General features: G+C 39.2%; 11 protein-coding genes. 3 read left to right on the forward strand and 8 right to left on the reverse strand.

Annotation, left to right across the window (positions count from 1 at the left end; genetic code table 11):
- Nucleotides 1-110: 110 nt before the first annotated feature.
- Nucleotides 111-968 (reverse strand): YitT family protein, encoded by an 858-nt coding sequence (locus H605_RS0111370; RefSeq protein ID WP_029054328.1) that lies wholly within the window; start codon nt 966-968, stop codon nt 111-113.
- A gap of 158 nt (nt 969-1,126) precedes the next feature.
- Between H605_RS0111370 and H605_RS0111375 the strand changes: the two genes are divergently transcribed.
- Nucleotides 1,127-2,902, forward strand: coding sequence for a multicopper oxidase family protein (locus H605_RS0111375; protein WP_081657922.1), 1,776 nt, complete (start codon nt 1,127-1,129; stop codon nt 2,900-2,902).
- Between the two features lie 31 nt (nt 2,903-2,933).
- Here H605_RS0111375 and H605_RS0111380 read toward each other — a convergent pair whose 3' ends face one another.
- Both H605_RS0111380 and H605_RS0111385 read right to left on the reverse strand, forming a co-directional pair.
- Nucleotides 2,934-5,837, reverse strand: a complete 2,904-nt coding sequence (locus H605_RS0111380) for a DEAD/DEAH box helicase (RefSeq protein WP_029054330.1) — start codon at nt 5,835-5,837, stop codon at nt 2,934-2,936.
- Between the two features lie 24 nt (nt 5,838-5,861).
- The gene (locus H605_RS0111385) at nt 5,862-6,254 is read right to left on the reverse strand and encodes a (deoxy)nucleoside triphosphate pyrophosphohydrolase (protein ID WP_029054331.1); all 393 of its coding nucleotides are present in this window, start codon (nt 6,252-6,254) and stop codon (nt 5,862-5,864) included.
- Between the two features lie 155 nt (nt 6,255-6,409).
- On the opposite strand from H605_RS0111385, the gene H605_RS0111390 reads away from it, so the two are divergent.
- The gene (locus H605_RS0111390; protein ID WP_029054332.1) at nt 6,410-7,198 is read left to right on the forward strand and encodes a TspO/MBR family protein; all 789 of its coding nucleotides are present in this window, start codon (nt 6,410-6,412) and stop codon (nt 7,196-7,198) included.
- A gap of 544 nt (nt 7,199-7,742) precedes the next feature.
- A complete protein-coding gene (locus tag H605_RS0111395; RefSeq protein ID WP_029054333.1) occupies nt 7,743-8,279 on the forward strand; it encodes an ECF transporter S component in 537 nt (178 codons plus the stop codon).
- 42 nt (nt 8,280-8,321) lie between these two features.
- Here the strand turns inward: H605_RS0111395 and H605_RS0111400 are convergent, their stop codons facing one another.
- The 5 genes from H605_RS0111400 to H605_RS0111420 form a co-directional block, all read right to left on the reverse strand.
- On the reverse strand, nt 8,322-9,017 hold the full coding sequence (locus tag H605_RS0111400) for an ABC transporter permease (protein WP_338062907.1): 696 nt from the start codon (nt 9,015-9,017) through the stop codon (nt 8,322-8,324).
- An 8-nt stretch (nt 9,018-9,025) separates the two neighbouring features.
- Entirely contained in the window at nt 9,026-9,874 is an 849-nt protein-coding gene (locus H605_RS0111405) for an ABC transporter ATP-binding protein (RefSeq protein ID WP_029054335.1), read from the reverse strand.
- Nucleotides 9,875-10,099: 225 nt separating this feature from the next.
- A complete protein-coding gene (locus H605_RS0111410; protein WP_029054336.1) occupies nt 10,100-11,122 on the reverse strand; it encodes a LytTR family transcriptional regulator DNA-binding domain-containing protein in 1,023 nt (340 codons plus the stop codon).
- Between the two features lie 241 nt (nt 11,123-11,363).
- Nucleotides 11,364-12,875, reverse strand: coding sequence for a malate:quinone oxidoreductase (locus H605_RS0111415; RefSeq protein WP_029054337.1), 1,512 nt, complete (start codon nt 12,873-12,875; stop codon nt 11,364-11,366).
- A 245-nt stretch (nt 12,876-13,120) separates the two neighbouring features.
- Entirely contained in the window at nt 13,121-14,314 is a 1,194-nt protein-coding gene (locus H605_RS0111420; protein WP_029054338.1) for a DUF4317 domain-containing protein, read from the reverse strand.
- Nucleotides 14,315-14,403: the final 89 nt, after the last annotated feature.

Raw genomic sequence — 14,403 nt, forward strand, 5'->3', positions numbered from 1 at the left:
AGTCGCTTCCAACATCTATCAGCCAACCTACATTGAGCTTATGACCGAGTAAACAGTATGATCATAAAAAAGCTATCCGAGACATCACTTGGTGTCCAGGATAGCTTTCTTCAATATACCTTTGATAGTGAAAATCCTCTACCGAGAATTTCAGATGCGTTTAGGAATACGACAAATGCCTGTGGTTCTTCCTCTCTCAGGATCTTCTTCAGATAAATCGCTTCCGCTTGTTCTACCACACATAAAATCATGGTCTTCTCTTGATTGGAAAAGCCGCCTACGGAGCGTACTTTAGTCAACCCACGGTCAATTTCTTCTTTAATAATCGTCTGGATACGCTCTTCATTATCCGAAATAATCAATACTAGTTTTGATTGGGATGTTTGTAATTGCACAAAGTCAATTACCTTACTCGTCACAAAAATCGCCATCATCGCAAATAATGCCAATTCCAAATTAAACACGATGGCAGAAGCAATCACAACTAATCCATCTACGAGTAATTGCGCATAACCACTGGACAAACCCGTATATTTCTTAACAATTTGCGCCACGGTCGCAAGTCCTCCAGTCGATCCATTTCCTCGATAGACGATTCCAAGCCCTACGCCTAACATAATCCCCCCATAGATTGCGGACAATAAAGGATTATCAATTGTCGAAGGGATGTCAGCAGTCAGCCAAATGGTTAGCGGAACAAAAAATGTTCCCACTAATGTTTTCAGACTAAAATCCTTACCAAGAAGAATTAAACCTATAAAAAATATCGGTATATTGATAAGCCACTGCACAAAGGCAGGTTCAAATCTATACATCTCATATAGAATAGTACTCACTCCAGATACGCCTCCAGCTGCGAGTCTGGCTGGTAATAAAAATATATTGAAAGCTAAACCGACTAAAATGGATCCAATCACAATCCAAACGTATTCTATCAGCAGCTTTTTCTTTGGTGAACGGGTCTTCATTCATAAAACCTCCCTATCGTGATGAGCTAAAAGTACTTTTGCTATTTTACATCATATGTTGAGCTATGAATAGCCTATCATTAGTTTATAGGCATAAGTGGTCCCCCTCGTGCATCTACTAGTTTTGATAATAACTTCACTTGGAAGGAAGCGATGTATTGAAATTAACGCCGTTTATTGATCAACTACCTATTCCTCAGTATCTTACTCCACACGAGAGGCATAAGTGCTTCTCGTACTATGAAATTGGCATGAAGGAGTTCTTTCATGAGTTTCATTCAGAGTTGGCACCTACAAAGATCTGGGGATATGAGGGGCAATTCCCTGGCCCCTTAGTCAACGTAAACAGCGGTGAGTGTGCACATATCAAGTGGAAGAACGAACTACCTGATCAACATTTTCTACCCATTGATAGAACACTCCACGGTTCAAGCGAACATATGCCAGATGTTCGTACGGTAGTGCATTTACACGGAGCAGAAGTAGAGCCGGAAAGCGATGGACACCCTGAAGCATGGTTTACGAATAACTATCATACAGTCGGTGCTCTATTTGATTCTCCAGTTTATAAATATAACAATAATCAGCGCGCTGCCACACTCTGGTATCATGACCATGCGGTCGGCATTACGCGTTTGAACGTCTATGCAGGACTGGTTGGAATGTATATCATCCGTGATGAAGAAGAACGTAAACTGAACCTTCCTTCTGGTGCGTATGAAATTCCACTCATTATCGCTGACCGTGGTTTTAATGAAGATGGTTCCTTATTTTATTCAGATACAACAAATGTTAGACCGGGACCTGTACAACCCGGATTGACATTCCCACATCCATCCGTCACACCTGGTGAAGCGTTTGAAAACATCACAGTCAACGGTAAGGTCTGGCCATACTTAGAAGTAGAGCCGCGAAAATACCGATTCCGCATATTGAACGCTTCAAATGAACGCTTTTACAAAATGAACTTATCAAACGGTCAGAAGATCATACAAATCGGCTCAGACGGTGGATTATTGGAAACGCCTGTATATATGGATGAGTTAACCATTGCACCTGCTGAACGGATGGACGTTATTATTGACTTCTCCAAACTGGCACCCGATGATACGATCGTATTAGAAAATACTGCAGCCACTCCGTTTGATTTCCCATCGCCAATAGGCACTCCGCCTGATCCTGAAACCGATGGACAGATTATGCAGTTCAGATTGGTTGATTTAACAGGGCCAGATACGAGCAATGTTCCCGCTATACTCAGCTATATACCGAAACTACGGGAATGCGACGCCGCTCGAACACGCGACATTACACTGGATGCAGACATCGATGAATATGGTCGTTTAAAGTTCTTGCTTGGCAATAAAGGCTTCATGAAACGAATCGATTTTAAGCCTAAACTCAATGATACAGAGATCTGGCGCTTTATTAACACGGCTGGTGCAACGCATCCTTTACACATTCACTTAATCCAATTCCAGATTCTCGACCGTACTCCTTTCGACGCCCAAGGCTTCACTGCGAATGGATTACTCAATTTCACGGGGCCTCCAGTACAACCTGACGTAAATGAGCGTGGTTGGAAAGACGTCGTGCAGTCTCCACCTGGGTTTGTGACACGGGTCATTATGCGTTTTGCTCCATTCACCGGTCGCTATATGCTTCATTGTCATATTTTAGAGCACGAAGATCATGATATGATGCGGCAATTCGAAGTAGTAGAGCGCAAATGTGAATGCAAAACCAACTGCATATGTAAGGAGCATAAACCAAAACGTACATGTGAGTGCAATAAAAAGTGTACATGTCGCGGCAAGTGTACATGCAAGAAGTCATGTACTTGCAAGAAAAAGAAATCAAAAGAAGAACGTCGTCATAAAAAATGCCCTACATGCCCACCTTGTTCCGAGACGCATCGATGCGAATGTGAATGATCGAAAGCCCGCGAGATTTCTCGCGGGCTTTTTAGGCTTCTATCAAATAATTATAAAGTTTATTTTCTACTGGGTGTTCCATTACCATGTTCATATGGACTACAGGCAAACGCTTCCCTTTACCGTCCGTCATATGGTCTTCCGCAACACTTTGCCGGTCAGGTAGGCCTTTACCCAAATAATAGAAGTCCGTCCCCTCGTCGTCATCTTTCTTTACGAATAGATGAATATCAATATTCTTTTCCTTAGCCTGAATAATAGTTTGAACTTCATTCGATCGTAGTGTTCGGTTACTGCGCGTATACCATTTGAATAATTCAGGATTAATGAATTCATCACCATAATCCACACTGGATTCTACTTCTCCGTGCTTATGATACGTTACGAATATAGGGCAAGTGCCATGTTTTGTCTTATAGCCATACATCGTTGAACTCTCATCTGTCTGCCAATTCAATAATTTACATACATCTTTACGTGAATATTTTGCATGTAGCGTTAACTTGTTTGCGCAATCGTATACTTTCGACTTTTCCTTCGCACTGCGCAACACGTCTGCAATTAGAAATACTACGTACGAATCATGTTCAATACTTTGTTGCATTTTTTCGTTGAATGTGAACACTTGGTCGTGATCCATCGTAATAATCGCTTGATTTCCGTATTTCTTTTGGGCATTTTGTGTAAAAAACGATAAGTCATAGATTCGCATGACGGATTCGATCGTATCGTCATCAACTTGACAGCCTGTAGTTTCTAGCTCGTAGATGAATTCGTCCAAACGAACACTTCCCTTAGTGAGCAACATCTGAGCTAGCACTACTTCATGAATCCGTTTGCCATTGATCAATTCCATAGAGAACATTGTTAATACCTGACTTTCATACGGTGTAATTGTTGGAATAGGATCTTCTGTAGATTTAACTTTCATTAGAAAGTCAAAGTAATTATTGTGTTTGTTTATAATAACGACTGGATCGATGGAGTGCTGTTCGATAAAGTCATATAGATAAGGCACTCTACCAATTTTATTCCTCAGATTCTGATAAGCATCTTTCAAGATTTTTAAAGACGTTAAATTACTGCTGTTGATTGCGTTGAAAATACGCTTTTGTGCAACTTCTTCAAAATTTATTGTCGAAACGCCCTTAATATAACTTGTATCTTTCATATTGCGTCGAACATTATCTTTATTCATCGAGCGGTCACCAGACAACGCAATTGGAATCAAATAGTTATTGGCATAGTTTCCGATAAAATCAATAACCGTAACGAATGGCTTATTTTGATCTTTGCGTAGTCCCCGTCCTAGTTGTTGAATGAAAATGATACTGGACTGTGTTTGTCTAAGCATGACCACCTGATTGATACTTGGGATATCGATACCTTCATTGAAAATATCCACAGTCAGTATATAATCGAGTTCGCCATTTTCCAGCTGACCGACTCTTCGCGTACGCTCATCATACGAATCATCCCCCGTTAATGCTACGGTTCTATAGCCACGTAAGTTCAACTCTCTTGATAATTCACGCGCCTCTTCTTTTCGACTGCAAAACATCAAGCCCCTCACTTGATCACCGGCATGACTATAATAGGCAATTTTTTCAATGACATGCTCTACACGTTCATTCGTTACCAATTTAGAAAGAATCGTGTGGTCACCAATTAGCTCACCATCTATTTCAAAATCCGTCACGCCAAAATAATGAAACGGACACAACATATCTTCTTCCAGTGCTTCCTGAAGACGGATTTCATAAGCAATATTATAATCGAAGAGCTCGTATATGTTGAAATCGTCTGTTCGTTCAGGTGTCGCGGTCATCCCCATTAGAAACTTAGGTGTGAAATAGTCCACCACACGCAAATAGCTCGCCGCACCCGCTTTATGTACTTCATCAATTAAAATATAATCAAAGTCTTCTGGGTTAAAGTCCTGAAGGTTTTCGGGCTTGGACAACGTTTGGATACTTGCAAACACATACTTCTTATCCGACTGGCGACTCGCCCCAACATACAATCCAAAATCTTCGTCGATTCCCCCGAGTACCCGCTTAAAATCTTGCATAGCTTTCTTCAAGATTTGCTCTCTATGCACAATGAATAGCATACGTTTGGGTGCAAATTTACGTACATCAAACGCAGATAGATACGTCTTCCCTGTACCTGTTGCCGAAATAACCAGCCCTTTATCCTGACCATTTGCCCGCACCGCCTCAATACTTGCAAGGGCCGCCTGTTGCATGTTATTTGGTGTAATCTCTAACGCCTGTTCTAGTGCATTGGTTTGATAGGTGGATGGGTGCTCAAATATTTGAGCAGCGCTTATCCGATCTGCATGTTCCTGATAAACCGTTTCATAGTGTTCAATCCACTCTTCAGTTAATACATTGGCATCTGACCATACATCCTCAAACTGATCTTTAAAATGATAGACAATTTCCCCATCACGATGAGACGTCAGTTTCACATTCCACTCATAATTCACTTGTAGCGCATGTGCTGTTAAGTTTGAACTGCCTACAATTAATGAATATTGATCGCCTTGCTGAAAAATATAACCCTTTGAATGAAAGCCTTCCTTTTCAGAAAGCCGTACTTCTACATTCGGAATGTTCAGAAGCTCACGAAATACTTTTGGCTGATTGAAGTATAAGTAAGTAGATGTGATGATTCGGCCGTTTACGCCCCGTTTATGTAAATCGTAAAACAAAGACTTAAGTGTAGCCAGTCCGCTTTCTGTGATAAATGCCACTGAAAATAAGAATTGTTCACAGTGTCGAAGTTCATCCTGAATCGAGGATAGCACCGTCGTATTCTTGATTGAATTATTCACCAATAGCTCCGGTTTATAACTGCCATTCTGATTATGTTCTTTATTCACAAACCCTTTATGCAAAGACGCTTCTAGTTGCCGAATAAAATCTCCCATCCCACAGACACCTCTTTCCAAATACTATTGATTTTCCAGTTTTTCAATCGCCGGTATATCCGCAGGTGCCCATTCCAGCGTGTGTAACTGATCTTTTGCAATCCAGCGTAATTCTGCATGTTCTGTCACCACAGGCTTTCCTTTCACAATCTTCGCCATGAACGTTTCTAATCGAACAATAACTTTTTCGTATTCATAAGTAGTGTCTTCTACTGCTTCCCCTACAGTAATGGTGCAACCCAGTTCTTCTTGAATCTCTCGTCGCAGTGCTTCCTGATGTGTTTCCCCCGTTTCTATTTTACCTCCTGGGAACTCCCAATAATTCGGCAGTGTCATCATAGGACTACGAAGTGCAGCTAACACTTCACCTCTCTCGTTTTCAATCACTGCTCCCACTACATGTACATTTTTCTTCATGTATTCAGACCTCCATTTTATTACCAATCCATTTGGGATCCATTATACCATCAACCTCTATTAAATGAAGAAGGCTTCCCATGTTTCACACTGTATTAAACCAGGAATACTTAACTATGGACTACACTATAATGAAACAAAGTGGAGGTGAAGAAATGAAACAAAAGAAAACATCTATACTTTTACGCGTAGCTATTGTTATCACTTATGCAATCATGATCACAGCAAATGCATTGGCTAATATCATTCCTCTAAATGGACAAACGACTGGTGAGCTATCAGATAAATATGGAAATTTATTTACGCCCGCAGGATTTACGTTTTCTATTTGGAGTGTAATCTACTTACTGTTATTATTTCATGTCATCTATCAACTTGGTCTTTTTCAAGAGAAGAAGAAGAATCCACAACTACTTAGTCAAGTAGGCATATGGTTCTGTATCTCCTCTGTATTGAATGCATCATGGATTTTCTTATGGCATTATGAATATCTGTTACTTTCCGTTATCGTCATGTTACTGATGTTGCTGACATTAATAAAAATCAATACCATCACATTCGATGCTTCGTTGACTCGCAGAGAAGCATTCTTCATTAAACTTCCATTCAGCATCTATTTTGGGTGGATTACAATCGCTACGATTGCAAATATTACCGCTTTTCTCGTTTCTATTGAGTGGGACGGATTGGGCTTATCTGACGTCACATGGACGATTATCATTTTATTCGTAGGAGCTGCTATCGGGATTCTAACTACGATCCGACGTCAGGATATAGCCTACGCACTTGTATTGATTTGGGCATATTACGGGATATATTCTAAGCACACTTCGGAAAGTGGATTTAATGGAGAGTATCCTTCTATTATCTTGTCTATATTAATCTGTTTGGGACTTATAACTTTGACCATTGTACTCGTTGCAGTAAAAAAACTACGCAAATAAAAAAGCGCAAAGGAGTAGGCAATTGCCTCTTCCTTTGCGTCAAATATTTGTGCCATCAGGTCGTGTTATCATACAATACCCAATACTTACATACTACTACAAAAACCTATCGTGATGAATATAATAGTCTTTCCAATCGGAGTCAATTCAATCGTTGCGCACGTCAACCGATATAATTTGCTGAGGAACAACTGGTTCGAGTAGCGATTTCAAACGTACTACCATCTATAAACTCCTTTTATAAACCTCGACTAAATCTTCTGCGTGTCAGAGTCAAAAAGCGTTGACTCACCTTGTCCTACCTACACCCATTCCGTGTACTTGTATCATTTCCTTCACTTTCTTACTTCTATTACCACATAACATATAGTTAGTGGAGATATATACCACAAAACTTACACAACTAATGTAGCGAGTGTTTTTGAAAATATGTAAAAGTCTCCTGTTCTGACCACTTAAATTTATTATAAATTGACTCTTTCTAAAGTATCAGATTGCCTTTATTCTAAATTTACTACTTTTATACGTGAGGAAGATTCAGACTATGCAAAAAACACAGAGCTATCCAGCACAACGAACGAAGACGTTTGACTTAATACTGACATCCATGCTTGCATCACTCGTGTTCGTCGCTACTCTTTTACTCAATATTAAGCTGCCTCTAGGAAACGGTGGATTAATCCATCTCGGTACTGCCATGTTGTTCATTGTCTCCATTTTATTTGGACCGAAGAAAGGTATGATTGCAGGAGCTGTTGGAATGGGCTTGTTCGATCTTGTCAGCGGTTGGGCTTTATGGGCACCGATTACAATTCTGACACGCGGACTGCAAGGTTATATTGTAGGTAAAGTCGCTTGGTCCAATGGCCGTAAAGGAACTAGCTTTAAATACAATCTACTCGCAATGTTAGTATCCATACCATTCACAATTGCTGGTTATTATATCGGGGAAAGTGTTCTATATAACAGTTTAATTATCCCGCTTGCTTCCATTCCAGGCGACCTGGTCCAATGTGCAGTAGGCATCGCTATTGCTATACCGGTTTGTGCGATGTTGAAGAAGGTTTCTATGTTTAAATAGGAAAAGCAAACCCTTGCTACATGGGTTTGCTTTTCTTTTCATTTAATCAACCATTTTCTTTTGATAAATAATACGTGTTAGCAAGAATATGAAAATTGTCCAAGCTAAAATAATAAACAGCTCCAATAACACGTCCACAAAACCAGCTCCTGCTTCTACTTTTGTAGCCAGTTCAATCAATTGAACATTCGGCAAGTACATACCTATTTTGAGAATCGGGTACTGATCGATAATCATCGGAAGAAATGACCCTAAGGAGAAAATAGCAAATACCGGCATCACAATGATTGAAGCTTCCAATACTGACTTTGAAAACAGTCCGAGCAATGTTCCCAATGCAATATAGAAAAATGTACTTAAAAAGAATGCAGTGAAGATTACACTAATATTAGCCGGCCTATAGTCAGAAAGATACGCAGTAACTACTACAACAAACATGGTAAGTATGAATGTTAGTAAGCTTTTCCCGCCAAGAATCTCAGCGGTACTTGCAGGCGATAGCATAAGACCCCTTAGTGTATTCTTCTCTTTCTCTTCAGCGATCAGACAACATTGAATAAATGTAGCAATCATTACGAATGCCAAGTTGATCAACATAAATTGACTTTCTATTGAATTAACACCCGTCCTTCCATATAAAGCTGCTAATCCAATAGGCAAGATGAGAACAGTAGAAACGTACAAATTCCGTGAAAAATCCTTGAAGTCTTTCATTAATATTGCATTCATTCTCTTCATTGAAACTATCATGTCAATTCCCTCCCAGTCACTTTCATAAATATTTCTCCCAAAGTAGGTTCATTGGAATGAACCGTTATGACTTGATTGTTGTTCATATAGTGATACAAACGATCTGCCCCTTCACTCCCCGCCGGTAGCATAACTTTTTCTCCTGTCACCAATTCTATGGTGATTGTTAAATCAGAGAACCGCTGCTTAAGCTTTTCGGGAGTATCGAGTAGCTGAATCCTTCCTTGATCTAAAAAGGCAATTCGATCACACAAAAGTTCTGCTTCCTGCATGTCATGAGTAGTGAGGAATATAGTTGTTCCTCCTTTATTGAGAGCGCGCAGACCCTCGTGTATATGAAAAGAGTTTCCAGGGTCAAGTGCAGACGTTGGTTCATCAAGAAACAGTAATTCAGGTTTATGAATCAATGCTCGTGCCAATATTACACGCTGCATCATTCCCTTTGATAATGTAGAAATTCGCTTCGTCTTATCATCCTTTAAGTTCACTGTATTGAGAACAACATTAATTTCCGAATATGGAATATTATATAAATCACAATACAACTTTAAATTGTCATGTATCGATAGTCTTTCATAGAGCCCGCTATTATCTGTAACCACCCCAAAGCGACTGCGATATTTTGACTTCTTCAACTGAGTGATCGACTCTCCAAAAATCTCTGCTGTTCCACTTGTAGGCTCTAATTGGCCAGTCAGTATTTTAATAGTAGTTGTTTTACCAGATCCACTCGGTCCTAAAAAGCCAAATATCTCTCCTCTTTTCACATGAAAATCTACACTTTCAATTGCACTTTGATTTCCAAATAATTTAGCTAACTTCTTTACCTCAATAATATTTACCATTTCCATTCTCCTCATTATTTGCCGTATGTCTTCTTCACACTTTTAGATTAAGGGAAATAATCATTGGTCACATCATATTTCCAATGAAAGGAGATTTACGGATGGTGAATAGAGCACATAAAACGTTGAATCGATAGCTAATTAAGCTGAAATCATGACGATTCCTTACAGTGAGAGATATGTATATGAATATATTACCCGGGAAATATATTTATTTTCACAGAGTTAGAGTCCAAGCATCTCTTTCAACTCTGCCATTTTCGTTTTAGATAAAGGTATTGTCGATTTTTCTTTATCATCCAAAACGAGACTATAACTATTTCTTGTCCAAGTAATTACCTCACGCACCTTTTGCAAGTTAACAATATAAGAGCGATGACAACGGAAGAAACCAAATGGTAGTAATCGACCTTCTAGTTCATTCAATGTAAAATTAGCCGGGAAAGACTCACCCTTTATGTGCAGAAATGATTGTCCCTCACTGCTTTCAATATAATCAATTTCAGTTGGATCAAATAAAACAATTTTGTCATTTACTTTTGTCGGGATTTTTTCAAAACGAACCGGTTGTATGGATTCCTCCAAGGTTATTGTTTCATCAATAGTAGGTTGTTCTTCTGACATATCATGTGTATGAATAGCATGTAAACCATTTTCATCCAAACGAAAGATCTGATCAGCTACAGTGACAGCACTCTCCATGTTTCCTGTTAAAACCAATGCACCTTTTTCCTTCTTTTTAAGCTCTTGCAAAACAGTCAAAAAAATACGCTTCGATTCGAGATCAAGATTTTGATCTGCTTCCTCAAAAATATAGACGTCTGGATTTTGCACAAGTAAACAAGCTAGTTGAACACGTTTGCTTTCTGAATAAGAAAGCTTCTTTATTTTCATTTTTCGTTTTGATCGTAATTGCACAATACCAATTACTTCATCTACAGACAGCGTTGATGAATAGAGCCGTTTAGTAAAATTAATCATTTCTTCAATAGTCAAACGCTCGTATAAACCGTTGTCTAAAAACAGGAATCCTAGTGATTGTTTGCATTCAGTATATTGATCACCTACTATTTTAACTTCTCCACTCGAAGGCGTGGTATCTCCTAACAGTAATCCCATTAATTGTTCACGGACATTTACACTGGAGTAGATTGCTACTCCTTGGCCGGGATGTATCGATAAATTAAAAGAAGAAAAAATTATGGAATCATGTATACGTTTTTCTACACTGATAAATTGAAGTGACATAAATCTACCCCTCATTTCCTGAACTTTCATCATAATTATAGCAGTTTATAGACTGAATTATTTCCGAATTATGTATGTGGTTGCAAATTAACTGTATATCCAAATTTCTTTACTTGTATAGAATTTTAATTTCCCGAAACATAGTAAACGAGTATTTACTATTTCCTTACTTCATTAGAACCGAAATAAAAAACGCACTACTACGAAATACATCGTAGTAGTGCGTTTTTAATTCTAACTATTAGTTATGAACTGTTTCTTTTTCTAGCTCATTTTCGGTTAGCTTCAATATCTTGGAAGTAGATGCATGCATGTCCTTCAATAATTCAGGATGCTCTGCTAATGCTTTACCGTATGAAGGTATCATTTCTTTCAACTTCGGCTCCCAATCGCTTACTTGTCCTGGGAAGCACTTGTTAATAAGATCCAGCATAACTGCCACTGCAGTAGATGCTCCTGGAGATGCTCCAAGTAACGCTGCAATAGAACCATCCTGATCCGTTACAAGCTCTGTACCAAATTGAAGCGTACCTTTGCCGTTCGGAGTATCTTTGATGACTTGTACGCGTTGACCTGCCGTCCATAGATCCCAATCTTCGCTTTTCGCGTCAGGAATAAACTCGCGCAGTTCATTAATACGTTGTTCTTTTGTTTGTACTACTTGTTCTACCAAGTATTTAGTCAACGACAGATTTTTTGCACCACATGCAAGCATTGTCGTAAGGTTATTTGGTTTCACAGAACCAATAAGGTCCATCATGGATCCTTCTTTCAAGAACTTCGGTGTGAAGCCCGCGAACGGTCCGAATAGCAAGGACTTCTCGCCATCAATATAACGAGTATCCAAGTGCGGAACGGACATAGGTGGTGCACCAACTTTTGCTTTCCCGTATACTTTCGCGTGATGTTTTGCAATTACGTCTGGATTTTTACAGACCATGAAGACACCACTGATTGGGAATCCACCGATATGCTTACTTTCAGGTATACCTGTTTTCTGTAGCAATGGAAGACTTCCGCCTCCGCCACCAATGAAAACAAATTTAGTCTTATGGAATTCAAGCTTGCCATCTTTATTATTTTTTATTTTTAATTCCCATTCGCCGTCACTTGTACGTTTGATATCTTCCACTTGATGACCGTAGTTTACATCAACGCCTACTTTTTGCATATGCTCGATTAACATACGTGTCAATGCACCAAAGTTTACGTCTGTACCTGTGTCGATTTTTGTTGCAGCAATTGCTTCATCAACAGTACGGTCTTTCATGATCAACGGAATCCATTCTTTTAGTTTCTCCGGATCTTCGGAAAACTCCATTCCTTCGAATAGTGGATTTGCTGTCATCGCTTCAAAGCGTTTCTTCAAATACGTCACATTGTCTTCACCTTGTACAAGACTCATGTGTGGCAGTGGCATAATAAATTGCTCAGGATCTTTAATTAAGTTTTTCTCTACTAGATGGGACCAAAATTGCATAGATAATTGGAACTGTTCATTAACTTTAACCGCTTTTGCGATATCTACAGTCCCATCCGGTCTTTCGGAAGTATAATTCAGTTCACACAATGCTGCGTGTCCTGTTCCCGCATTATTCATCTCATGCGAACTCTCTTCCCCTGCTTTATCTAATTTCTCAAATAACGAGATGTTCCAGTCAGGCGCTAATTCTTTCAACATTGTTCCTAGCGTTGCACTCATAATTCCGGCACCAATTAATATAACATCTGATTTAGTTTGTCTATTACTCATTTTGACCTTCCTTATATGTGAAATTTACAGAATCGTAAATGTTCCTAAATAAGGCGTCACAGCATACATGGCGCGTACTAGGAGCACTTTATTCTGTCTCAGTTTAACCATACATCTACTACCATCTTTTCTATTATACATCAAATATAACTTGGTTTAAAGGGACTTGTTTATTTGTCGGGATTAAGCCAGCAATGTGTCGAATTTTCAACTACTTTGCGGATTGGTTTCAATTATGGCTATTTTCATGTCAATAAATCTTCCGATATCACTTTGAATCCTTCAATAATTGTATCCTCTTCTACTTCAATCAAAATGCATTGCTTGCCATCGTAGTTCACTTGTTTCACATACTTCAAGTCTTGTGGACTGATTGAAATGTTCGCTACTTTAGTTTCGATCTTAATCGATTTCGACGTATAACTTGGGACGATGTGAGTTGCTTTCATTTCATAAGAAGTGTCATCCACTATGGTCTGGAAAGCCGTTTCTACAGACTCTGTATTCACGTAGTCGACACCGCTCATTTTCAAAACACGCTCTATTTGCTTCGCATCAATTGCTGGCGGCTCTTCCGGTTCTTCCTCTTCTTCATCCGCTACAGTTAAACGGTAGATAGCTTCATATACATTTCCTAGTGTTTCCGTGTCTACTTCACCACCAACTACTTGTTTCACGATCTCCTCGAAAACAGCCTTATCGTCCGCAGCAGTAACCACTTCTTCTCCATTCAGGACATGCTCTATGAACGCATAATCCGGCTTATTCGCTTTACCCGCAGAATACAATACATGATTGACATCAGCTGAATTGTCTGTAAAGCAAGGGAAGAAAAAGCCGCCTATTGGTGACGCAAGATTAATGATTGGATCGAGCATGGTATTTGATTTGAATTCACGCTCCTGAAAATCAAATACAATGGAGCGCTTCGGCAAGTCTGTATGATTCATACTGCATAGAATAAATGGTGTCGTAAACACTTCATCCCGCATATCAATTTCCGTCTCTTCACTGTTACGTTTGGTCTTCTTAAAGTAGTTTCCACGAATAAATGTCACGACGAGATCCTTTTCGTATTGGACATCTTTCACCATCTTGAGTGCTAGATGTTGCATCTCTTCTTTCCATTCTTCGGCTTCTTCCGCATGCAACCCTTCATACAAAATCTTTTGTGCGTGATCCTCGGTATTCTCTTCATTCTGACGTTCGAACTTCACTTCAAATAACTTCATGCCTAGTTTACCACCTAGCACTTTTTTGAAATTCGTCATGAACAGTTCCTGTTGCTCACGGTCAAGCAAAGCAAAAGCCTGACTTTCTTCATGGTAAATCTCACTGCTTTCCTGCCTAATGTAAACATGGTAAATGTCAGTGATCGTCAAAAGATCTGTATCTAATTTAAATCGTTTACGGATATCTGCAATATCATTTTTGTTCATTTCGTGTTCCCACTTCCTAACTAATTTAACTAAATGTATTCACTACGTTGGATGACGTTACTTTACACGTATATAAAAGATTAAAGAAT

Source organism: Sporosarcina ureae DSM 2281 (assembly GCF_000425545.1).
Classification (GTDB): Bacteria; Bacillota; Bacilli; order Bacillales_A; family Planococcaceae; genus Sporosarcina; species Sporosarcina ureae.